The following is a 21,439-nucleotide window of genomic DNA, read 5'->3' as shown; positions in this document are numbered from 1 at the left end:
CTGTTTAGGAATCGATTAAGGGTGCGCTGTCGCCCTTCAGGCCGCTTCCGCGAACGGCGAAAACAGCAGGCGCACGCTGAGACCCGGATCGCCGAAGCCGGCCCCGGTCTCGATGCGCGCGCTGTGCATCCTGGCGATCCGGCTCACCAGCGACAGGCCGATGCCCGCGCCACGGACGGCCCCGTTGCCGGGCACGCGATGAAACCGCTCGAAGATGGCTTCCCGTTCCTCGGTGGGCACGCCGGGGCCGTTGTCGGCCACCTCCAGGAAAGGTCGGGAACCCTCGCCTTCGTCGCGGTGACCGCAACGGATCAGCACCCGTCCGCCGGGCGGGGTGTAGCGCAGTGCGTTGTCGACGAGGTTCCGGACGAGGATCCCCATCTCGTCGATGTCGCAATGCACCCGGCACGGCTGCACGGCCAGTTCGATGGACTGCCGCTGCCGAGCGGCGCTGACTTCGAATTCGCTCGCCACATGAAGCACGATGTCCTGCAGGTCGTACCAGCTCCGTACCGGCGCATGGTTGCCGGCCTCGAGCCGGGCCAGGTCGAGCAGCTGTTCCGCGAGCCGGGTGCTTCTCTGCACGCCGACCAGCAGCTTCCTGAGCGACAGGTTCCGCTCTTCCTCGGTCCTGGAGCGCAGCGCCACTTCGAACTGCGCCTGGAGCGCGGACAACGGCGTCCGCAGCTCGTGGGCGGCGTCGCTGATGAACTGGCGCTCGGCCTTGATGGCCTGATCCAGGTGCGACAGGACATGGTTGAACGCGTCGACCAGTGGCAGCAGCTCGCACGGCAGGCGCTCGGTGGGCAAGGGCTTCAGATCGAACCTCGAACGGTCGCGCGTGGTCTGCTCGAGGTGCGCCAGCGGCTCGAGCGTCCTGCGCACCGACCACCACATCATCAGTCCCGTCAGCGCCAGCCCGACGGTCGTCATCGCCACCATGCTGGCGAAGTACTTCCGGAAGCCCGCGTTGATCAGGCGGCGGTCGTTGCCGACCTGGACGTGAACGCTGCCGCTGCGGTCCACCACCGAATACACGCGCCACGGCTGACCGCCGATCTCGGCGTTGGCGAAGCCCTCCTTGAAATCGGCGCGCAGCGGCGCCCGAGGGGCCCCCGGCGTGCTGGCCAGCAACCGCGTTCCGCCGTGACCCCACACCTGGAACGTCAGCTCATGCTCCTGGGCCACCACGTCGTGCGGAAGCTGCAGCGTCCGGTCGAAGCCGGCACCGTCGCTGCCGATCCCGGCGGGCAGGATCTGCAGGACCTTGGTGCCGATCGACTGGAGCTTGTCGTCCCAGACGCTGGTCTGGCTGTCGGTGGCGCACAGATAGACGATGCCGATCGGCAGGGCCCACGCGACGATCATCCACAGCACCAGGGCCTGGATCATCCGGCCCTTGATCGAGCGTCTCATGCGCGAGACTTCCTCATCGTGTAGCCATGACCGTGGACCGTCTCGATGATGTCCTCGCCCAGCTTGCGGCGCAGCTGGTGGATGAACACGGCGATGGTGTTGCTCTCCACGGACATGTCGTCCCCGTAGACGAGCTGCTGCAGGTGTTCACGAGTGACCACGCGCTCCGGCCGCTCGATCAGCGCCAGCAGCGTGCGGTACTCGAGTGCGCTCAGACCCACGCGTTCTCCGCCTCGCGTGACGATGCGCTTGTCGGGATCGACCCTCACGTCGCCGAAGGTCCGGTCCTGAACGACGTGCCCCTGGCTGCGACGCACCAGCGCGCGGATGCGCGCCAGCAGTTCGTCGAACTCGAAGGGCTTGACCAGGTAGTCGTCCGCACCGCTGTCCAGGCCCTTGATGCGTTCGCTGAGCTGTCCCTTCGCGGTGATGATCAACACCGGCGTCGAGTCGAAGCGCTCGCGCATCCACTTCAGGACGGAGAGCCCGGAATCGCCGGGCAGCCCGAGGTCGAGCAGGATGACCGAGAAGGTGTGGTCGAGCAACGCGACCTTGGCCGCCACCCCGTTCGTCGCGTGCTCGATCGTCCACTCCTGCTGGCGGAGGCCGTCGCAGATGGCGTCGGCCAGCAGGAAGTCGTCTTCGACCAGCATGAGGTTCAATGCGCACTCCTCGCCCAGGGCATCGGTCAGAAACGATAGCTGTAGGCGACGAATGCGGCGGACGTGCCGGACCGGTCGACGATCGGGCTGTCCTCGATGGCGCTGCCGAGGCGCGTCGCACTCAGGTCGAGCGAGAGGACATGGTCCGGCAGGATCCGGTAGTCGACGCGCAGGCCCAGGCGCAGGTTGACCGTGCTGTCCGGTTCGTAGAGCGAACGGCCCGCCCTCACCTCCTGTGACCGCACGCCGTAGTAGTAGTCGACGTTGCGGCGATCGAGCCAGATGGCCTCGACGCGTGGCGTGATCGAGAACCCGCCCAGCGGCACCCGCCGCTGCAGTCCGAGCGTCGCGCGCTGCCCTTCGCTGTAGCCCGACACGTCGCCGAGCCACTCGGCCTCGATGTCGACGACGCCGGTACGCCACAGCGCGGCGGCGCCCATCCAGAGCCCGGCCTTGCGTTCGGCCATGCCGGCGAGCGCGGGGGCATCGACGGCCTCGTAGCCGAGGCCCAGCTCGTAGCGAGCCCGCAACCGGAACGAGAGCGGCGCGGTGGACGGGAACTTGAGGTCGATGCCGGGCCCGGCCATGCTGAGCCAGCGGTTCTCGAACAGCAGGATCGGGAGCGCGACCGTCTCGTCGTCGACGCCCCGGTAGGGCCGGCGGATCGTCCCGCCACCCAGCCCGAGGCCCCAGCGGGATTCGCTGCCCGAGGCCGATGCGATGGCGGCGGCGTCGGATGGCGTCTCTGCGCGCGCCGCCTGAGGGCCTTGCAGGACGACCAGCGCCACGCACGCTGCGCACAGGTGACGCACGACACCGGCGGGAAGATCGCCGAGAGCTGTCTGGCTCGACATGGTTCGACTCCGAAGAATGACGGGGGATGAAGCAGCAGCCGCTCGGGCGCAAGCGGCTTCCGTCATTCTTTCGAGAGCGCTTTAAGTTTTGTTTAAGGGCCTGGGTGGCAGTGCCCTGGGATCAAGCAAGCGACAGGCCCACCGGTTCAGCGGCCCGCACCCAGCACCAGCGCCAACACGCCGCCGGGTTCGGTCGGCGCGCTGTGCACTTCCAGGTTGTCCACGGTCGACGCAGCGTCCCCACCGCGCGCGAGCTTGGCACCGACGATCACGCTGCCGGCCGTGCTCAGGCGGCGCTCGGGTGTCAGCGACTGCGCATCGGTCAGGGTCAGCTCGTAGTGCTCCTGGTCCGCGCGCGCCGGCACCCGGTTGGCTGCCAACGGCATGCGTTCGCCCTCGGCCGTGCGAGCGAAGACGTACAGGACATCGCCGGTGCGGATCTGGCGGCGTGCGGCCTCGGTCAGGCGAATCGACACGTTCAGGCCGGGTCCGGTGCCGCCCGCCTTCTCTCGCGCGCGCTCCACCATGGCCGTCAGTTGCCTGGCGACGTCGCTGTCGGGCGGGACCAGGCCCTGGAGCCGGCCCAGGTGATCTGCGGCCGCCTGAAATTCGTGCCGGGACAGCGCGGCGGCACCGGCCAGTGCGAGCGCGTTGCGGTTGTCCGGATCGATCGCCAGGGCCCGCTCCACCAGCGAGGGCACCTCGCCATCGAGGCGCCCGCCCTGGTTCAGCACAACGGCCCGCGCGTACTCGGCCAGATGCTCGGCGTTGTCGGGGCGGGCCTGCACGGCCGCGTCGAACGCCTTCACGGACTCGGCCGTGTTCCCCAGCTCCCGTTCGACGCGGCCCAGCATGGCCCATCCCTGGTCGTCCTTCGGACTGCTCTTCAACTGGCGAGCGAGCTGATCGCGGGTCGAGCGCAGGTCCAGCGTCTCGTGTCGCGCTCCGTCCGGCGGCAGGGTACTTTCCACATAGGCCGCGACGGCCGATGCCCCGCCGATCTGCGCATAGACCCACAAGGCGCCGACGACCAGGACCGTCAGCAGGGCCGCCGCCTGCCAGCGCTCCGGCGTCTCGAAGCGCAGCGCGACGGTCGGTGAACGTTCGTCGTGGATCCGGCTCGCGATCTCGCGGCGCGACTCGCCGTACTCCGCCGCGTCGACCGTCCCCGCCGCCAGGCCCCGCCGGATCTCGTCGAACTGCTCGCGCAGGACGCGCTCGCCGGCATCCGCGCCCCGCCGCTCGGGCGCGCTCGACCGCAGCAACGGCCGAACGAGCGGACACAGCGCCACGACGGCAAGCACCGCCGCGATCCCCAGGATCACCATCATGGCCGTTGCTCCTTCACGCTCAAGCCTTCGAGGGCCTCGTGCACCTCCGTCTCGCTCAGCGGGGCCGGCGCACCGCGACGCCGCCGCACCACCGCACGCAGCAGGAGCGCAGCGGCGAACGCCAGCAGGGCGAAGGGCCCGACCCACAACACCCAGGTCGATGGCTTGAACGGCGGTCGGTAGAGGATGAAGTCGCCGTAGCGGTCGACCAGGAATTCGACGATCTCCTCGTCGCTCCGGCCGGCGCGGGCCTGCTCGCGGATCTGGCGCCGCAGATCGACGGCCAGGTCCGCATGCGAGCCGGCAATGCTCTCGTTCTGGCAGACCAGACACCGGAGGTCGGTGGCCATCCGCTGGACACGCAGTTCCAGCACCGGGTCTTCGCTCAGCGGCGTCGCGTCCATCGCCGCGGCAGGCAGGCCGGTCAGCGCGAGCACCAGCAGGATCGTCGGGGCGTCATTCATCGAGGGCCGCCAACAGGGGAAGAATCTTGTCCTGCACCACGGCCGACGTGAGCGGTCCGGTGTGCTTGTAGCGGACCCGCCCGGCCTTGTCGACGACGAAGGTCTCCGGGACACCGTAGACGCCGTAGTCGATGCCGGTGCGTCCTTCGACATCCGCGACGACCGACGCGAACGGGTTGCCGTGCTGGCGCAACCACTGCTGGGCATCCGCCCGTGCGTCCTTGTAGTTGAGCCCGACCACATGGGCGCGCGTGGCCTGCGCGAGCCGAACGACGTGAGGGTGCTCCTCCAGGCAGGGCGGACACCAGGACGCGAAGACGTTGAGCACCCAGACCTGGCCGTGCAGGCTCCGGGTCGACAGCGTCTGTGCCGGATCGGCCAGCACGGGCAGATCGAAGGCCGGGGCCGGCTTGCCGATCAAGGCCGAGGGCAGTTCCTTCGGATCGTGGCGCAGGCCGATCGCGAAGAACACGGCCAGGACCACGAAGCCGAGCAGGGGCGTGAGGTAGCTGCTCATGTCGCGACCCCCTCCGCCGCACCGACCGGGGCCTCGCGACGGCGCACGTGCAGGCGATAGCGGCGGTCGCCCAGCGCGACCAGGCCGCCCAGCGCCATCAGGACGCAGCCAATCCATATCCAGTTGACGAACGGCTTCACGTAGATGCGGACACTCCATGCACGACCGCCGTCGAGCGGCTCGCCGAGCGAGATGTAGAGGTCCCGCAGCAGGCCCCGACGCAGCCCCACCTCGGTCATCGATGTCTCGCTCGCCCGGTACAGGCGCTTCTCGGCCAGGATCTCGACCGGCGGTCCGTCCTCGCTCCGGACCTCGAAGCGGGCCCTCAGCGCCGCATAGTTCGGTCCGTCCACGTTGTCCACGCGTTCGAGCGTGAACGCATGGCGCCCCACCTGGGCGGTCGCCCCGACCTCCATGCGAAGTTCCTGCTCGGTCTCCAGGTGGCTCACCAGGGTGACGCCGATCGCGAAGACCGCGACGCCCAGGTGGGCGAGCAGCATGCCGTACCAGCTGCCGGTCTGGGCGCTCAGCCGGTCGACCCAGCGCGTCACCGCCGAACCTCGCAGGTGGCCGGCCACGGCCGCGAGACTGCTCGTCACCACCCAGGCGGCGAGGAAGAGGTAGACGGCCAGTTGCGGCCTCGCGCTGCCGACTGCCAGCATCGCCCCGGCGGCCAGCGCGAGGCTCGCGGCCAGCGCCCAGCGCAGCCGCAGGGCCAGCTCCGCGACGGGCGAGCGCCGCCAGCGCGCGAGCGACGCCACCCCCATGAGCAGCAGGGCCGGCGTCAGCAGCGGCAGCAGCACGGTGTTGAAGTACGCCGGCCCCACGGAGATCTTTCCCAGGTCCAGCGCGTCGAGCACCAGGGGATAGACCGTTCCGAGCAGGACCACCGCCGCAGCGACCACCAGCACCACGTTGTTGACCAGCAGGAAGCTCTCACGGGACACCAGATCGAAGCTGCCGCCTTCCCGCACGCGCGGGCCGCGCCACGCGAACAGCGCGAGCGAGACCCCCGTCACCAGGCACAGGAAGACCAGGATCGCGACGCCCCGCGCCGGATCCGTGGCGAAGGCATGCACCGACGTGATCACGCCGGAGCGAACGAGGAAGGTGCCGGTGAGGCTCAGCGTGAACGCCAGGATCGCGAGCAGCACGGTCCACATCTTGAAGCTCCCGCGCTTCTCGGTGACGGCCAGCGAGTGGATCAGCGCCGTTCCCACCAGCCAGGGCAGGAACGACGCGTTCTCGACGGGGTCCCAGAACCACCATCCGCCCCAGCCCAGCTCGTAGTACGCCCAGGCGCTGCCGAGGGCGATGCCCAGGGTCAGGAACATCCAGGCCGCCGTGGTCCAGGGCCGGGACCAGCGCGCCCAGGTGCTGTCGAGGCGGCCCGAGATCAGGGCGGCCGCCGCAAAGGCGAACGCCACCGAGAAGCCGACGTAGCCCATGTACAGCAGCGGGGGATGGAAGATCATCCCGGGGTCCTGCAGCAGCGGGTTCAGGTCGTGCCCGTCCGATGCCGGTGGAAACCGGCGGGTGAACGGGTTGCTCGTGAAGAGCGTGAACGCCAGCACGCCGACGCTGATCAGCCCCATCACCGCGATGACGCGCGCCGTCAGCTCGGGAGGCAGTTGCCGCGAGCGCAGCGCAACGGCGGCGGTCCATCCGGCCAGGATGAGCGCCCAGAGCAGGATCGAGCCCTCGTGATTGCCCCAGACCGCGGCGAACTTGTAGGGCAGCGGCAGGTCGAGATTGGAGTGCCGCACCGCCAGTTCGACCGAGAAGTCGTCGCGGACGAAGGCCAGCGTGAGGCACAGGTAGGCGATGAGCACCAGCGCCAGCTGCACGAGCGCGGCGACACGCGCCATCGCGACCCACCTCGCATTGCCCCTCGCGGCCCCGATCAGCGGCATCAGGCTCTGCGGCAGCAGCGCAACCATCAGCGCCAGCACGAGCGCGAAGTGACCGAGCTCCGGCATCATGGCGCAGCGCTCCCGAGCGGCTGGAGACCGGCACCGGTCAGCGACTTGCCGGCCTTCTGGAGGGCCTCGGCCGCCTCGGGTGGCATGTAGTTCTCGTCGTGCTTGGCCAGGACCTGATCGGCCACGAACACGCCGTCGTCGCGCAGGCGGCCCTGCGCGACGACGCCCTTGCCTTCCTTGAACAGGTCCGGCAGGGCCCCGGTGTAGGACACCGGCACGGTGATCGCGGTGTCGGTCACGCGGAAGCTCACCTGCAGCCCGTCGGCCGCCCGCTGCACGCTGCCGTCCTCGACCAGACCGCCGATGCGGAACGGCCGGTCCCGCGGCGTCTGCGCGGCCTGCACCTGCGAGGGGCTGTAGAAGAACACCAGGTTCTCCTCGAAGGCATTGAGCACCAGCGCGGCCGCCGTCGCGAGCGACACGATGCCGGCGCCGATCGCCAGCGCGCGCCTGGCGCGGGGCTTCATGCGTCCTCCCCGCGGTCGGCCGACGCGCGCCGCGCGACCAGGTCCAGGATCTCGATCAGCACGGCGCCGGCGACAACGCCGTACGAGCCCCAGACGTAGGGACCGTAGCCCCCCATCGCCACGAAGTCGGCAAAGCTCGACCAGTACAAGTCCATGGAGACTCCTTCTTGCATCAACGCGCAGCGAGCCCTTGCCGGCACCAGGCTGCGTCCGCCTCCCGGTCGGCGATGACTGTGCGGACGCGCGCCAGCACCACGGCGAGTGCGTAGAACCAGAACGCGAACACCATCACCAGCATCGCCTCGAGCATGACCGGCGCCATCCTCGAAGACGACCCGATCGAGACGGACGCCCCCTGGTGCAGCGTGCTCCACCAGACCACCGAGAAGTAGATGATCGGAACGTTCAGCACACCGACCAGGGTCAGGATGCCCGCGGCGCGGTCCGCCCGACGTTCGTCGTGGATGGCGGAGCGCAGCGCCATGACGCCGACGAACAGGAAGAGCAGCAGCATCGTCGACGTCAGTCGCGCATCCCACACCCACCACGTGCCCCAGGTGGGCTTCCCCCACATCGCGCCGGTCCACAGTGCCAGGAAGGCCATGAGGGTGCCGGTCGGGGCGATGCTCTGCGCCAGCATGGCGGCGACCCGGGCGTTGAAGATGATGGCGACGGCCGACCAGAACGCCATCGCGACGTAGAGCACCATCGCCATCCAGGCCGCGGGCACGTGGATGAAGATGATCCGGTAGCTGTCGCCCTGCTGGAAGTCCGTCGGCGCGACGCCGAGACCGATGAACAGGCCCACCGCACTCAGCACGACGGCGATGGCCGCGCACCACGGCATCAGGCGTCCCGCGAGGGCATGGAATCTGGCCGGTGCCGAGAAGTAGAAGAGGTTCATGAACGTGGCCGTGCGGGCGGTCGATCGGAAGAGGGTGGGTTCGATGCGGCACCGGGCCGCCTTGCATCAGTCCAGGCTGACGCGCAGCGCAGCGCCTGCGGCGACCGGCCCGTAGAACAGCGCCAGCGCCAGCAGCGCGCCGAGCAAGGACAGGTAGGGCGCGCTCGACAGCCCCGAGGCCGTCGCCGCCACCGCGCCCGCGCCGAAGATCAGCACCGGGCAGACCAGCGGCAGCGTCAGCAGGAACACGAGCACGGTCGGTCGCCGCACGCCGACCGTCAGCGCCGCACCGATCGTGCCCACCAGGCTGATGACGGGCGTGCCCAGCAGCAGCGAGCCTTCGAGCGTGACGATCTCCGCCGACGACAGGCCGTACTGGATCGCGAGCAGCGGCGCCAGGACGACCAGCGTCAGGCCGCTGACCACCCAGTGCGCCAGGACCTTGGCGAGGACCAGCAGCGGCAGCGGCGTCGGCGACAGCAGCATCGATTCCAGCGACCCGTCCAGGCCATCGTCGGCGAAGATGCCGGGCATCGCGATCATGCCGGCCAGCAGCGCGACGACCCAGACGACGCCCGCACCCATGCGGGCGAGCAGCTGGGACTCCGGGCCCACGCCGAGCGGGAACACGCTCGCGGCCCCGACGAAGAACACCGCCGCCCCGAAGGCGTCCGACTTGCGACGGACGGCCACACGCACGTCGCGCGCCAGCAGCGCGGCGGCGGTGTGCATCGGGCCGGCGAGCGCACGCCCCTGCGCACTCATAGCGCGACCGTCACCACGTCACGCAGCGCGCTCACCGCCGTCGGCGTGCAGTGGCTCGTCAGCACGACCATGCCGCCGCGGTCGACGTGGTCGCCGAGCTGCCGCTGCAGCCACCCGCTGGCCGCGGCGTCGACGGCATTGAAGGGCTCGTCGAGGATCCACAGCGGCCGCTCCCGCGACAGCGCCAACCTCGCCAGCGCAGCACGCCGGCGCTGGCCCGCGGACAGCAGCCGCGCCGGCAGCGACCGCTGCCCCGACAAGCCGATCTCGTCGAGCACGCGCTGCGCCGCCTTCGGACCGATCGCATCGCCTGCCAGCGCGGAGGCCACGCACAGGTTCTCGGCGGCGGTCAGGTCGTCCTTCAACTGGGCCGCATGGCCACTCCAGAACACGGCGCGGTGGTAGGTCTCGCGCTGCTTCGCGATCGGCGTACCGCACCAGTTCACCTGGCCGGCGCTCGGTGTCGTCAGGCCCAGCAGCGTTCGCAGCAGACTCGTCTTGCCGGCGCCGTTGGCGCCGGTCAGGTGCATCAGTCGGCCCCGCACGAGCGAGAACGACAGGTCGCGAAACAGCATCGCCCGACCTCGGCGCAAGCCGAGGCCGACGACGTCCATCACTGCCACGTCCTGCACCGCGGGCCTCTCGTGATGCCAGGTCGCCGTGCGGCGCAACGCACGCGCGTCGAACTCGATGGCCTCGTCTTGCGGTCCAGCATTCGGAACCTCGCGTACTGCATTGCTGCGAACTGTGATCGCTCGATTCTGGGTCGGCACTCCGACATCGCCGCTACTCGTGCGGGTAGCGCGCACATGAGGAAGAACACCTACCCGCGCACGTCGATCGCGCAACATCGACTCCGTTCATCGCGCTATGAAAACCCTAGGTGCGTACCGATCGAGGATCGATGCGCGCGAGAATCGAGCGCCTGAAAAATGCTCATCGCGCACTCGACCCGGAAGTGCGCAAAGAGACGAACGCTCCGTCATGGGTCTGGATCGAAAATCAGTGCGCAACGCAACGCGGCAGACCGTCGAAACCCCCGCAGCGGCACCGTCGACCCGACGCGAGCCCCTGCACCTCCACAAGCTGTTCCCGCCACCGGACCGCCCCAACGGCGTGCGCCGCGAGGGCATCGTGAATCGCGTGCTGTCGCCCGGCTCCGCGGCCGTGATGGTGCTGCAGGCGCCCGCGGGCTACGGCAAGTCGACCGCCCTGCGTCAGATCAAGAGCGCCTGGGACAACCAGGAGCAGCTGTCGGGCTGGCTCACCTTCGATGAGGCCGACAACGACGCACGGCGCTTCACGATCCACTTCGAGGCGCTGCTGCAGCGCCTCGCCGGCACCGGCACGGCGGCACTCGAGAACGCGCCACAAGTCTCCGACGATGCCTATACCCGCCGCACCGACTGGGTCGTCGACCACCTGGCCGCGCTGGGCCGCCCCGTGGCGCTGTTCTTCGACGATTTCCAGTGCCTGACCGACCCCTCGCTGCTGCGTCTGTTCAGCGACATCTTCGAGCGGGTGCCGCCCGGTGTTCGCATCTTCGTGGGCACGCGCTCGGTGCCCGAGCTGGGCCTGGCACGCCTGATGGTGAACGGGCAGGCCACGGTGCTGCGCGCCGAGGAACTGCGCTTCAATGCCAGCGAGGTCGACACCTTCTTCTCGGGCGTCGAGGCGGACCCGGCCACCGCGGACGAGGTGGCGCGCATCTACCAGCTCAGCGAAGGGTGGCCGGCGGCGCTGCAGCTGTATCGGCTGTCGATGCGCGACCCTGCGGTGCGCCAGCTGCTGGGTGACTTCTCGTCCCGCAGACCGCGCGAGCTGGCCGACTACCTGGCCGACAACGTGCTCGCGCTGCAGCTGCCCGGCGTCCAGGACTTCCTGCTCCGGACCTCGCTGCTGAGCCGCTTGTCCGCGCCGCTCTGCAATGCGGTCACGGGACGCAGCGATGCCCAGGACGTGCTGCAGCTGCTCGAGCGCACCGGGCTCTTCGTCCGGCGCCTGGACCTCGACGGCCGCTGGTTCGAATACCACAACCTGTTCGGCTCTTTCCTCGCCGAGCAGATGATGGACCGCGACGCCGAGCTGGCCACCGAGGTCCATCGACGTGCCGCCGAGTGGCTCCTCCAGCACGGCGACCTCGAGAGCACGGTGCGCCATGCGCTGGCCTGCGGCGATGTGGGGCTGGCCGCCGACACGCTCGACGAGTGGTGCTCCAGCCTGGTGTCGAGCGGCATGCTGATCACCGCCGAACGCTGGTGCGACCGGCTGCCCTTCGACGAGATCGCCGCACGCCCGAGCCTGATGATCAAGTGCGCGTGGGCCCTGTGCTTCCTGCGCCGCTGGGAGAAGTTGCAGCCCCTGCTGACCCTGCTCACGGCCCGCGAGAAGTTCCGTCTTGCGCATGCCGACCCGAGCACCGTGCTGTCCATGATCGCGATCGGACGCGACGAATTCCTGGAAGCCTTCCGCCTGGTCCGGGGCATCCCCATCGAGGCCCACCGCAAGCGCGGCTTCGAGGCCTTCGAGGTCGCTGCAGCGGCCAACCTGACGGCCTACATGGAGCTCAGCTACGGCCGTGCCGAGGCGACGCGCGACGCGCTGGCGATCGCCCGGATGCAGGGCGAGCGCAGCGAGGCCACCTTCAGCAGCGGCTACACCTCGGGCGTGCTCGGCGTCGACCTCCTGCTCAACGGCCACCTGCCGGAGTCGGTGGAGCATCTGCGCGGCGCACTGTCCGAACTGCGCTTCAACGTGGCCCATTCCCATGCCTCCGGGGCGATCGCGTCGTGCTACATCTGGAGCCTGTACGAGGCCAACGAGCTGGATGCGGCGGAGGCCGTCTTCCGGCAGTGGCACGACACCATCGAGCAGTCCGCGCTGCTGGACTTCCTGGCGGCGGCGCAGATCTCGATGGTGCGGATCCACGACGTGCACGGCGCCCCCGACCGGGCCCAGCAGGTCATCGACGAGGCCGAGTCGATCGCCCGCGCGAACGGCTGGTCACGCTACCTGCGGATGCTGCGCTGGGAGCGGGTGCGCCGTGCCTTGCTGCTGGGCGACCTCTCACGCGCCAAGGCGATCGCGCAGGCGGGATCGAGCGGCCGGCGCGACGACGCCGACGCCCCGCTGCTGTTCGCCGAGAACTTCGAGGACGAATCGCTCGGCCAGATCCGCCTGGCCATCTACACCGACCAGATGACGCTGGCCCGCGAGCTGCTCCAGCGCGAGTCCGGCCGCTCCTGCGTGATGCGGTTCAGGGAGATCAAGCTCGCGCTGCTCGAAGCGCAGTGGCATCAGCGCAAGCGTGCGCGCAACCTGGCGCAGCGCGTACTGAACAAGGCGCTGCAACTGGCGGCGCCGGGCCGCTACATCCGTTGCTTCCTCGACGAGGGCGAGCCGGTCCTGTCGATGCTGCGCGAGATGTACCAGAGCATCGTCACCCACAACATGGACGACATCCTGAGCCACCAGGGGGTGGACAAGTCGTTCATCGAAGAACTGCTGCGCTCGTCGGGCACCGATCTCAGCCGCGGCCCCGCCTCCACACGCACCGGCCTGCTGGAGCCGCTCACCGATCGCGAGACCAAGATCCTGATGCTGCTGGCCAATGGCGTCAGCAACCGCGAGATGGCGGTCCGGCTGATCGTGTCCGAGAACACGATCAAGTTCCACCTCAAGCGCATCTACTCCAAGCTGGCCGTGGCCAGCCGCCTGCAGGCGGTGGCCAGTGCGCGCGATCTCGGCCTGATCAAGTAGCCGGGCCGGTCTTCGCGCAGTCCGCCGATCGCCGGCGGGCCGCTAGCGCCGGACCTTGTCGATCGACACCGACGTTCTGCCCTTGGCGGGCGTCGCACGCGACTCGCCGATCAGGTCGCCCGGTTCGGGCATGCCCAGGCCGGCGCGCGAGATGCGGGCATGCACCACGACGGGCTCCGCGCTCGACAGCCGGTAGCTCGCGTCGACCGAGTGCGAGTCGTCGAGGCGCAGTTCCATCGCCCCGCCGTCCACGACCGTCCGCCGTGCCATCGCGACGAGCACCCCCGGACGATCGGCCAGGCGGACTTCCAGGAACAGCGCGTCCCCGGGTTTCACCTTGTCCTTCACCGACTTGTCCACGCTGAGATCGACCACGAGCAGCGGCTCGACCGCATTGGACGACGGTGCACCGGCCTCCTGGACACCGGCGCCGGCCGCCGCCGCCGTGAGAGCGAGTTGCAGGGACTCCACGAGCGGACTGCCCGCGGGGGCGACGTCGAGCGCCTGCTTCCAGTAACGGGTCGCCGCGGCGGTGTCGCCGCGTTCGCTGGCCGCCAGACCGGCCATCGCCAGGGCATTCGGGTGCTTGGGGTCGAGCGCCAGCGCCCGCTGCACCGAGGCCTCGGGCGCCCCGCTCATGCGCTCGCCCTGTGCCGCCCCGGTGGCGCTCGCATGGTCGACCCAGAGCTGCGCGTCGCCTTCGCGCAGCTGCGTCGCCTTGCCCAGTGCCTCGGCCGCCTCGGCGAACCTGCGAACAACGATCTGCGCACGGCCCAGCTCGGCCCACGCGTCGGCGTCCTGCGGTGACGCCTGCGCGCGCTCGACGAGCGCGCGAAGCTGCGGCGACATCTCGGGCTCTTTCGGGGCGGCCTGCGCCTGCTCCGGGCCGCCGGCCGGCGAGGCCCGGTTCGTCCATGCCAGGTAGGCGAATCCCGCGATCACCGCGACGGCCACCATCGCGGCCGCCCAGCGCCACGGAGCGAGGGGGCGCCGATCGGAGGCGAATCCCCCCGAAGGGGATTCGGGGGAGCGCTGGGCTTGATGGGCTTCGGCGGCGGAGTGGGTCATGAGGGTCGCGGTTCTAGAGTGCGGGCACCTGGTCGAGCGCGCGGAGCATCTCGTCGGGGGCCCTGAAGCCGATCAGGCGGCGGTTCCGGTATTCCTGCCCGTCCGGCCCGATGAAGACGATTCCCGGAGGCCCGAACAGACCGAACTCCTTCAGGAAGGCGCGGTGCTCCGCCGTGTTCTCGGTGACGTCGAGCTGGACCCGTACCGCCTTGCTCAGACGTGCCTGCACCCGCGCGTCCGTGAAGGTCTTGTGCTCGAGCTCGATGCAGGAGGAACACCAGTCGGCGTAGAAGTCGATCACCACCACGCGACCGCCGGCGGTCTGGATGGCACGCTGGATGCTCGCGACGTCTTCGACGCGCGCAAAGATCGACGGCGGCTTCTGCGCCGCATTGGCATCGCCGGCCATGCCGCGGAAGCCGGCCAGCGGCTCGGTGAGGCTGCGGTGGCCGCTCATCGCGCCGGCCATGATCATCGAACCCATCAGCAGCAGCACCACGCCGCCGGCCTTGCCCACGCGCAGCAGCGGCCCGCTGTCGGCCGCCAGCGGATCGATCGCACGCAGGAAGATGGCGCAGCCGATGAGCAGGGCCGCCGTCAGCAGCATCGTGGCCAGCACCGGCAGGAACGGCGAGACGATCCAGAGCGCCGTGGCCAGCATGAGCACGCCGGCGATCCGGTTGACGCTGCGCATCCACGGCCCAGAGCGCGGCAGCAGCGAGGCGGCCGAGGCGCCCACGATCATCAGCGGGACGCCCAAGCCGATCGCCATCGAGAACAACGCACTCGCACCGAGCACCACGTCACCGGTCTGGCCGATGTAGACCAGCGCACCGGCCAGCGGCGGGGCGATGCAAGGGCCGAGCACCAGCGAGGACACGGCCCCCATCGCGAACACGCTGGTGAAGCTGCCGCCGGGGAGCCGGTTGCCGAGTTCGGCGGCACGCGCCTGGAGCGAGGACGGCAGCTGGAGTTCGTACACCCCGAACATCGACAGCGCCAGCAGGGTCAGCAGGACGCCGAAGCTGCCGATGATCCAGGGGTTCTGCAGCGCACTGGCGAGGTAGACGCCCATCAGTCCGGCGCCCGCGCCAGCCAGGGCATAGGCGACCGCCATGCCCAGCACGTAGACCCCCGACAGCATCACCGCGCGCTTGCGGCTGCTCTTCTGGCTGTGGCCGATGATGATCGTCGAGACGATCGGGATCATCGGCAGGACGCACGGCGTCAGCGACAGCAGGAGGCCGAAGCCGAAGAAGCTCAGCGCCACCAGGCCGTAGCTGCCCGAGCCCAGGATGCCGGCAATCCGGCCCTCGTCGGTCGCGGCCGGCGCCGCGCCGTCGGGCGCGGGCGGTGCGCTCTCGCGGCCCGCCGCCGCACCAGGGCCCGCCGCGCCGAGCCGCAGCGTCTCGGTGACCGGCGGATAGCAGATCCCGGCCTCGCTGCAGCCCTGGTAGGCCACCTGCAGTTCCGCTCCGTCGCGCCACGTCGGTTCGCCGAGCGAGAACGTGGTGACAAAGGTCTCGGGGTACACGATCACCGGGCCGAAGCTCGGATCGTCCTTCAGCTTGCCCTCCGGGAGAACGGCGTCGATCCTGCGCCGCTGACCGCCGTCGTCGAGCGTGAACTTGATCCGTTCCTGGTAGAGGTAGTGCCCCGGCGCGATCACGAAGCGCACGCTCGCCGGCTCCCGGGCCGTGTCGACCTCGACGCGGAACGCCTCCTTCGGATCGAGGAAGTCGGCGGCGCCCGCGACCGACCCGGCAGCGGCGACGACCACCAGCGCCAGCCGGGCCAGCGCCTGCATGAATCTAGATCTCATCTTGTTCCATCTTTCCCGTCCGCACGGCACCCGCGGCATCGACGAGCACGTAGGGCAGTCCGAGGTCTTCCAGCCACTTCGTGCCCTCGACCCGGCCCTTCAGCATGGCGATCGTGGTGGCGGTCCCCGCCACGAGGCAGGCCTCCGCGATCACGCTGACCGAGGCGATCTCGTCGGAGATGGGCCAGCCGGTGAGCGGATCGAGGATGTGGCAGTAGCGCCGACCCTCGTGTTCGAAGTAGCGTTCGTAGCTGCCGCTGCTGGCGATCGCGCCGTAGCGCATCGGGATCACCGCGATCGCCTCCTCGGGTCGCTTCGGGTCGCGGATGCCGACCGCCAGCGGCGACTGGTCCGGATGCGGCCCGATCACCGCGATGTCGCCGGCCAGATCGACGAAGCCGTGCCGCGCTCCCTGCTCGCGCGCCACCGCCACGGCACGGTCCGCGGCGTACTCCTTCACGTAGCCGCCGAAGTCGACTTCCATGCCGCGCTCGGGCAGCGAGATGCACGGATCGCACCAGCTCACCTTCTGCCAGCCGATGAGCGGTCGCACCGTGTCGATCTCCGCCTGCGTCGGCAGCCTCGGCTGCTTGAAGTTCCAGGTCCGGCGCAGCACGCCCGAGGTGATGTCGAACAGCCCTTCGCTCTGCTCCCAGGCCGTCTGCGCGTAGTTCAGCAGCGCCGCGGACTCGGGGTCGACCTCCAGCGATCGCCCCGTGCCCGCCGTGGCGTTGATCTGCGCCGTGATGCTGTCGTCGCGGTACCTGGAGTAGCGCCGCTCGAGCCTGCGAACCTCGCCCTCCACCGCCGCGGCGATGGTGGCCGCTTCCGGCGCCCCGACGCCGTACAGGCGCAGCTCGCAAGGCCCGCCCATGGCCTTGAACGGGTGGGAGATCGCTAGCGGATCGTGCATGACAGCGTCGGCTCCGGACAGGCCGCGCCGCACGGTGGACACGCATCAGAAGCTCTTGGCGATTCCGACGGAGAAGACCCTGAAGTCCACCAGACCGGGGTTCTCCGTCTTCACGTTGCCGACCGCATAGCGACCGTCGCTCTCGTAGTTCTCGAAGCGGGCGCTGAGTCGCCACCCGTCGAAGACCTTCGACGCCTCGAGACTGAAGCTCAGTGCGCCGTACGGCGAGAGCCGATAGTCGCTCGACTGGAAGAAGTCGGCCCTGGGCGTGTTGTAGTACGGCTCGTAGAAGTAGGCTTGGCTCTGACTGTACCAACGCACCCGCGGCACCAGCTGCCAGCCATGCGGCAGGGGCTGGTACCACGCCGCCTCCACCGTGTGGGCGCGGGTCTGCCAGTCGCTTCGGAAGTAGCGGTAGTCGAGGTGCAGCGCGGCGCCGGCCGCCGGCACGTAGTACCGCAGGCGCGTCAACCAGGCGAGCTCCTCGCGGCCGTCGGGGCGGGCATCCTGCAGCAGGTTGCCGGCGACATAGGCGAGCTTGTACGGGTCCGACAGGTAGCCGTCCAGCCACGAGTACGTGAGGGTGGTCTGGATCTGCGCGTTCTCGCTCAGCACCCGGGTGTAGCCGACCGACAGCGCCACCTCGTCGTTGTCGGCGCGCGTGATGCGCGTCGGGAACTGGGCACTGCCGCCATCGGTGGGCTCGAGCTTGTTGTCCGTGTAGGCCAGGGACGCACTCAGGGTGTCGAGCTGGTTGTTGAAGGCCCGCCCGATCTCGAACGCGATCCCGTTGGACCGGTAGTCGTTCTCCCGGGAGAAGCTCAGGTTCAGCGCGCCGTCGTACGAGCCGATCGTCTTGCCGGCCCGCAGCCGCAGTGCGGTGCGCTCGTCGTCGATGCTGGCCCCGCTCATGACCTGCAGCGGCCTGCCGTTCGGACCCGGCGTGATGAACCAGGGCGAGGCGCCGCTCATCGTCTCGACGGCGAGGTCGGCCGACAGGTCGATGCCGTTGCCGAGCAGCTTGGCCGCACGCACGTAGTGCGAATCGACCTTGTAGCGCTCGCGCTGCGAACCGGCGGTCTTGTCCGCAGGAAGACTGCTCTCGCGATAGGACGAATAGCGGTACGAAAGATCGAGGGGCGCGCCGGCGACGTCGGTCGCGGCCTTGGCGGCCTCCTGCGCCGAGGCCCCCCCGACGGGAATGGCCATGGCGGACGCCGTCAGCGCTGCGAGCGCGCTCAGTCGTGTGGTCGACATGGTGCCTCCTAGCGACAACCGCAGCCGCCGCCGGCTGCCGCACCACCGCCGACGGCGGCTTCCTTGCTGTTGTAGTTCTGTTGCCGGCTCGTCGACTCGAGGGCGTCCGGCGTCCACTGCATGATCGGCTTGGCCAGGTGGCCACGCTGCCAGGCTTCGGGGGGCGTCGTGCCGCATCCCGACAGCCCGGCGAGCGGCAGGAGCGCCGCACCCAGCGCAATGATTGAAAACTTCATGGGGTCTCGTCCAATAGTTGTGTGATCTGCGCGCGCAGCTTCGGGACATCGTCCGCCTTGAACCCGACGTGGACGACCCGGACCACGCCGCGCCGGTCGACGAGGTAGGCGGACGGCATGACCTTCACGCCGTACTTCGAAGCGACGGCACCCTTGTCGTCGCGCACCGCATTGATGAGCTTCGGATCCATCCCGAGCTGCCGCAGCAGGCCCCGGCCCTCTTCGGCCTCGGCATCGACATTGACCGCCAGGACCGAGAAGCCGCGATCCGCCAGCGACTCGGAGAGCTGCCGGTAGACGGGCAGCGACTGCCGGCACGGTCCGCACCAGGAGGCCCAGAAATCGACGAGCAGGACCCGACCCTGGAACGCATCGAGCTGGACCCGGTCGCCCGAGCCCAGCTTCTCGACCGCGAACGCGGGGGCGGGATCCCCGGCCTTCAGTGCGAAGGCCGGGGATCCCGCAAGGGCCATGACCGTCAGGAGCGATAGCAACTTCCGTGGGGTCATGGCGGGTCTTACAAGGTCTTCAGGTACTCGATGAGCGCCTTGCGCTCCTGCGGCGACAGCACCTTCGTGAACTCGTGGCCGGCATTGCTGTTGCCGTCGACCTGCGTGTTGAAGGTCATGCGCAGTTCCCGGCTGGCCGGGGGCACCACGGGCGCCGCACCGGTGAAGGTCTGGAAGATGCTGCCGGTCGTCTGGACCGGATCGCACGACGTGTAGGGATGCGCGTTGTCGCAGGTCAGCGTCGTGTACTTCCAGCCCATCTTCGTCGTGTCCAGCGCGCTGAGCCGCGAATCGAAGCCCATCACGCCCGCCACCGTCTGCGATTGGCGCCGCCACAGCGACGGACGCTGCGTCGGATCGAGCACCGACTCGAGGTCGGGCACGCTGCCGTTGTGGAAGTACGGCGCACTGGCCCAGACACCGTACAGCGGCGGCGCCTGGTAGCCCACCACCCCCGGACGCCACCCGCAAGTGCCCTGGGTATTGCGCACCGCCAGGTTCTCGTCCGCCGCCTCCTGAGCCGGCGACTTGGTGTCGGGATCGACGTAGCCGTTCTGGCCTTCCGGATACGACCACCAGCTCCGCGCCCACACGTCCGCGAAGATGCCCGCGAGCTGGTCGGCGCGATGGCGCTCGGTGCCGATCACATTGATCGGCGAGATGTGGCCGGCGATGCCCTCGAACTCCGGACCGGGCACGTAGGTCGTGTCGTTCACGTAACGTGGCGAGTAGGCGCCGTGGCAGCTGGCGCACGAACCGTTGCCGCCGAGCGGCTTCGGTGCGTTCTCGTTGCCGGCATAGGCCCAGAGGTCCTTGGTGTGGAACAGCACCGCACCCTGCTCGGCCAGCGCCGTGTCGATGGCGGGCAGGCTCGCGGGGTACTTCGGCGAGCGCAGCGACTCGGTGAACATGTACGCCTTCATCGCGACTTCATTGGAATAGTCACGACGCGCCTTCCCGTTCGCGAGGTGGTCCCCGTCGATGAACGACGCCGTGAGGATGCGCAGGCTCAGCGTCGACGGCCCGCCGTCGAAGAACTTGCGCACACGCGAGCCCATGTTCCACCACTGCGGCCCGTCCTGGCGCGACGGCCGGTGCGTCGGCAGGTACTTCTGCCCCGGCGCATTGGAATCGAGCGAGTCCCAATCCTTGAGAACGAAGTCGACGATCTCGAAGCCGGTGACCGCATCGGGCGTCTGACCGCCTTGCGATGACCCGCCAGGAGCCATGTACCCTGCAGCGCCGAGGCCCCACAGGCCGCCCAGACCGTCGGCCGCAGTGCCGATGCCGCTGGCATGACAGCCGACGCACGAGTTGTCCGTCGCGATCATGCCGGTCCAGTTGCCGCTGCCGTCCTTCGTCTGGACCATGCCCAGCGGGAGCCGGCCCGAGCCTCCGTTCGTCGCATTCGGATCCTCGCCCGGCAGCGGGTAGGGATTGTGGAAAGGCGCGATCGCCTGGCCCGTGAACAACGCCCGTGCCTCGTCGAACTCGGCCGGCCGGGCGGCAAGACCCGCACCCCAGTTCTGCCATTGGGCGTTGAACTCGTCGGCCGTGATGAGCGAGGGCGTGGCGGCCGGGTTGGCCGGCGTTCCGCGACTCACGACGTCATCGTGGTTCAGGAACTGCGCGCCTGCCGTCCGCAGCGTGCGGTACTCGCCGCAGGTCTTCGGCAGCTGCATCTCCTCGGGCTGGTTGGCGAGACAGTTCTCGTAGTAGGCGTTGAAGTACACCGCCTTGCCCGCGTTGAAGCCCGCGACGACCTGCTCGCGGGGATCGCGCGGCAGGACCGTGTCGTCTGCCCGCGGCGTGTTGCCGTCGCGGCCCTCGCAGTAGTTCTCGAAGTAGGACGAGCCATTGCGGCTGCCCAGCAGCGGCTGCGCCGTCGGTGCGTTGCCGCCACCAAGGGCCGCGATGCGCGACATGCAGGTGCTCGAATCCTCATAGCAGGCGAGGATGGCAGCGATGTCCCTGTAGGCATCGCTGTCGACCGGCCACGGCGTGCCGCCGGTGTGGGGGTCGCCTTCGCCCGAAGCCATCAACAGGATGCGCGAGGTCGGGTTGTTGCCGCCCATCGCGGTCCACGAGGCACGCAGGTTCGCATCGTCCTCCGAGGCGGTGGTGCTGAGCTTCATCCGACGTCCGTCGGTGATGTCGCCCACGCCGCCCGGCACGTGGCAGGTGCGGCAGTTGTCGAGCCGCGGCTTGATCCGCGCGTCGACGAAGGCCTCGACCGTCGCGAAGCTCTCTCCGCCCCCACCGCCCGGTGCCGGCGATGGTGTGCCCTCGTAGCCGCCGCCCCCGCCGCACGCTGCAACGCAGACTGCGAGCAGCGACAGCGACGACCTCATGATCCTCTCGAACATGGCTGTCTCCTGTTGAACTCATTCGCTCTGCCGAGCGCCCCGCGCCCCGCGAGCTTGCAGTTATAGGGAGACCCTCCGGAAGGACCGCTACCCAAAAGGGTGAACCATGCGCCGTCGCGGGTTTGCACTGAGCTCCGCGGCCCGAAT

At 69.4% G+C, this 21,439-nt stretch carries 20 protein-coding genes; 1 reads left to right on the top strand and 19 read right to left on the bottom strand.

Translation table 11 applies throughout. The features are described 5' to 3' along the window. Nucleotides 1-36: 36 nt before the first annotated feature. The 12 genes from C1M51_RS13595 to ccmA all read right to left on the bottom strand — a co-directional run bounded on the left by C1M51_RS13595 (nt 37) and on the right by ccmA (nt 9,994). Nucleotides 37-1,416 carry an ATP-binding protein gene (locus tag C1M51_RS13595; RefSeq protein ID WP_129450546.1) on the bottom strand — a complete coding sequence of 460 codons (1,380 nt, stop codon included), beginning with the start codon at nt 1,414-1,416 and terminating at the stop codon, nt 37-39. Next, complete coding sequence (locus C1M51_RS13590; protein ID WP_129450544.1) at nt 1,413-2,078, bottom strand: response regulator transcription factor; 666 nt, start codon at nt 2,076-2,078, stop codon at nt 1,413-1,415. Before C1M51_RS13590 ends, C1M51_RS13595 begins: the two co-directional genes overlap by 4 nt. A gap of 26 nt (nt 2,079-2,104) precedes the next feature. Next, nucleotides 2,105-2,932: a MipA/OmpV family protein gene (locus C1M51_RS13585; RefSeq protein ID WP_129450542.1), complete on the bottom strand. Its 828-nt coding sequence runs from the start codon at nt 2,930-2,932 to the stop codon at nt 2,105-2,107. A 146-nt stretch (nt 2,933-3,078) separates the two neighbouring features. Then, nucleotides 3,079-4,263 carry a c-type cytochrome biogenesis protein CcmI gene (gene ccmI, locus C1M51_RS13580; RefSeq protein WP_129450540.1) on the bottom strand — a complete coding sequence of 395 codons (1,185 nt, stop codon included), beginning with the start codon at nt 4,261-4,263 and terminating at the stop codon, nt 3,079-3,081. After that, entirely contained in the window at nt 4,260-4,727 is a 468-nt protein-coding gene (locus C1M51_RS13575; protein ID WP_129450538.1) for a cytochrome c-type biogenesis protein, read from the bottom strand. The genes ccmI and C1M51_RS13575 overlap by 4 nt, the downstream gene beginning before the upstream one ends. After that, complete coding sequence (locus tag C1M51_RS13570) at nt 4,720-5,244, bottom strand: DsbE family thiol:disulfide interchange protein (RefSeq protein ID WP_129450537.1); 525 nt, start codon at nt 5,242-5,244, stop codon at nt 4,720-4,722. The genes C1M51_RS13575 and C1M51_RS13570 overlap by 8 nt, the downstream gene beginning before the upstream one ends. Further along, on the bottom strand, nt 5,241-7,226 hold the full coding sequence (locus C1M51_RS13565; protein ID WP_129450535.1) for a heme lyase CcmF/NrfE family subunit: 1,986 nt from the start codon (nt 7,224-7,226) through the stop codon (nt 5,241-5,243). Before C1M51_RS13565 ends, C1M51_RS13570 begins: the two co-directional genes overlap by 4 nt. Next, the gene (ccmE, locus tag C1M51_RS13560) at nt 7,223-7,693 is read right to left on the bottom strand and encodes a cytochrome c maturation protein CcmE (RefSeq protein ID WP_129450533.1); all 471 of its coding nucleotides are present in this window, start codon (nt 7,691-7,693) and stop codon (nt 7,223-7,225) included. The genes C1M51_RS13565 and ccmE overlap by 4 nt, the downstream gene beginning before the upstream one ends. Continuing rightward, nucleotides 7,690-7,848: a heme exporter protein CcmD gene (gene ccmD / locus C1M51_RS13555; RefSeq protein ID WP_129450531.1), complete on the bottom strand. Its 159-nt coding sequence runs from the start codon at nt 7,846-7,848 to the stop codon at nt 7,690-7,692. Before ccmD ends, ccmE begins: the two co-directional genes overlap by 4 nt. A gap of 17 nt (nt 7,849-7,865) precedes the next feature. Further along, nucleotides 7,866-8,597 carry a heme ABC transporter permease CcmC gene (ccmC, locus tag C1M51_RS13550; protein WP_129450529.1) on the bottom strand — a complete coding sequence of 244 codons (732 nt, stop codon included), beginning with the start codon at nt 8,595-8,597 and terminating at the stop codon, nt 7,866-7,868. Nucleotides 8,598-8,663: 66 nt separating this feature from the next. Beyond that, nucleotides 8,664-9,362, bottom strand: a complete 699-nt coding sequence (gene ccmB / locus C1M51_RS13545; protein ID WP_242499709.1) for a heme exporter protein CcmB — start codon at nt 9,360-9,362, stop codon at nt 8,664-8,666. Then, nucleotides 9,359-9,994: a cytochrome c biogenesis heme-transporting ATPase CcmA gene (gene ccmA / locus C1M51_RS13540; protein ID WP_242499693.1), complete on the bottom strand. Its 636-nt coding sequence runs from the start codon at nt 9,992-9,994 to the stop codon at nt 9,359-9,361. Before ccmA ends, ccmB begins: the two co-directional genes overlap by 4 nt. Before the next feature lie 373 nt (nt 9,995-10,367). On the opposite strand from ccmA, the gene C1M51_RS13535 reads away from it, so the two are divergent. Continuing rightward, a complete protein-coding gene (locus C1M51_RS13535; RefSeq protein ID WP_129450527.1) occupies nt 10,368-13,121 on the top strand; it encodes a LuxR C-terminal-related transcriptional regulator in 2,754 nt (917 codons plus the stop codon). A gap of 42 nt (nt 13,122-13,163) precedes the next feature. Here C1M51_RS13535 and C1M51_RS13530 read toward each other — a convergent pair whose 3' ends face one another. The 7 genes from C1M51_RS13530 to C1M51_RS13500 form a co-directional block, all read right to left on the bottom strand. Then, nucleotides 13,164-13,970 carry a hypothetical protein gene (locus C1M51_RS13530; RefSeq protein WP_129450525.1) on the bottom strand — a complete coding sequence of 269 codons (807 nt, stop codon included), beginning with the start codon at nt 13,968-13,970 and terminating at the stop codon, nt 13,164-13,166. Between the two features lie 232 nt (nt 13,971-14,202). Then, nucleotides 14,203-16,011 carry a protein-disulfide reductase DsbD gene (dsbD, locus tag C1M51_RS13525; protein ID WP_165349693.1) on the bottom strand — a complete coding sequence of 603 codons (1,809 nt, stop codon included), beginning with the start codon at nt 16,009-16,011 and terminating at the stop codon, nt 14,203-14,205. Beyond that, on the bottom strand, nt 16,001-16,924 hold the full coding sequence (locus tag C1M51_RS13520) for an FAD:protein FMN transferase (RefSeq protein WP_129450521.1): 924 nt from the start codon (nt 16,922-16,924) through the stop codon (nt 16,001-16,003). Before C1M51_RS13520 ends, dsbD begins: the two co-directional genes overlap by 11 nt. A gap of 45 nt (nt 16,925-16,969) precedes the next feature. After that, nucleotides 16,970-18,181, bottom strand: coding sequence for a DUF3570 domain-containing protein (locus tag C1M51_RS13515; RefSeq protein ID WP_129450519.1), 1,212 nt, complete (start codon nt 18,179-18,181; stop codon nt 16,970-16,972). 8 nt (nt 18,182-18,189) lie between these two features. Then, a complete protein-coding gene (locus tag C1M51_RS13510; protein WP_129450517.1) occupies nt 18,190-18,417 on the bottom strand; it encodes a DUF4266 domain-containing protein in 228 nt (75 codons plus the stop codon). Beyond that, complete coding sequence (locus tag C1M51_RS13505) at nt 18,414-18,926, bottom strand: TlpA disulfide reductase family protein (protein ID WP_129450515.1); 513 nt, start codon at nt 18,924-18,926, stop codon at nt 18,414-18,416. The genes C1M51_RS13510 and C1M51_RS13505 overlap by 4 nt, the downstream gene beginning before the upstream one ends. Before the next feature lie 8 nt (nt 18,927-18,934). Next, on the bottom strand, nt 18,935-21,292 hold the full coding sequence (locus tag C1M51_RS13500; protein WP_129450513.1) for a hypothetical protein: 2,358 nt from the start codon (nt 21,290-21,292) through the stop codon (nt 18,935-18,937). Nucleotides 21,293-21,439: the final 147 nt, after the last annotated feature.

It is taken from the genome of Methylibium sp. Pch-M (assembly GCF_004136295.1).
GTDB classification, from domain to species: Bacteria; Pseudomonadota; Gammaproteobacteria; order Burkholderiales; family Burkholderiaceae_C; genus Methylibium; species Methylibium petroleiphilum.
This window is presented reverse-complemented; position numbering and strand designations above follow the sequence as displayed.

Bases quoted from the DNA above. Each gene is read 5' to 3' on its own strand.
- C1M51_RS13510 (WP_129450517.1), bottom strand. From the start codon at position 18,417: ATGAAGTTTTCAATCATTGCGCTGGGTGCGGCGCTCCTGCCGCTCGCC.
- C1M51_RS13500 (WP_129450513.1), bottom strand. From the start codon at position 21,292: ATGTTCGAGAGGATCATGAGGTCGTCGCTGTCGCTGCTCGCAGTCTGC.
- C1M51_RS13565 (WP_129450535.1), bottom strand. From the start codon at position 7,226: ATGATGCCGGAGCTCGGTCACTTCGCGCTCGTGCTGGCGCTGATGGTT.
- ccmD (WP_129450531.1), bottom strand. From the start codon at position 7,848: ATGGACTTGTACTGGTCGAGCTTTGCCGACTTCGTGGCGATGGGGGGC.
- C1M51_RS13515 (WP_129450519.1), bottom strand. From the start codon at position 18,181: ATGTCGACCACACGACTGAGCGCGCTCGCAGCGCTGACGGCGTCCGCC.
- C1M51_RS13595 (WP_129450546.1), bottom strand. From the start codon at position 1,416: ATGAGACGCTCGATCAAGGGCCGGATGATCCAGGCCCTGGTGCTGTGG.
- C1M51_RS13575 (WP_129450538.1), bottom strand. From the start codon at position 4,727: ATGAATGACGCCCCGACGATCCTGCTGGTGCTCGCGCTGACCGGCCTG.
- C1M51_RS13520 (WP_129450521.1), bottom strand. From the start codon at position 16,924: ATGCACGATCCGCTAGCGATCTCCCACCCGTTCAAGGCCATGGGCGGG.
- ccmB (WP_242499709.1), bottom strand. From the start codon at position 9,362: ATGAGTGCGCAGGGGCGTGCGCTCGCCGGCCCGATGCACACCGCCGCC.
- C1M51_RS13505 (WP_129450515.1), bottom strand. From the start codon at position 18,926: ATGACCCCACGGAAGTTGCTATCGCTCCTGACGGTCATGGCCCTTGCG.
- ccmE (WP_129450533.1), bottom strand. From the start codon at position 7,693: ATGAAGCCCCGCGCCAGGCGCGCGCTGGCGATCGGCGCCGGCATCGTG.
- C1M51_RS13530 (WP_129450525.1), bottom strand. From the start codon at position 13,970: ATGTCGCCGCAGCTTCGCGCGCTCGTCGAGCGCGCGCAGGCGTCACCG.
- ccmI (WP_129450540.1), bottom strand. From the start codon at position 4,263: ATGATGGTGATCCTGGGGATCGCGGCGGTGCTTGCCGTCGTGGCGCTG.
- dsbD (WP_165349693.1), bottom strand. From the start codon at position 16,011: ATGAGATCTAGATTCATGCAGGCGCTGGCCCGGCTGGCGCTGGTGGTC.
- C1M51_RS13570 (WP_129450537.1), bottom strand. From the start codon at position 5,244: ATGAGCAGCTACCTCACGCCCCTGCTCGGCTTCGTGGTCCTGGCCGTG.
- ccmC (WP_129450529.1), bottom strand. From the start codon at position 8,597: ATGAACCTCTTCTACTTCTCGGCACCGGCCAGATTCCATGCCCTCGCG.
- C1M51_RS13585 (WP_129450542.1), bottom strand. From the start codon at position 2,932: ATGTCGAGCCAGACAGCTCTCGGCGATCTTCCCGCCGGTGTCGTGCGT.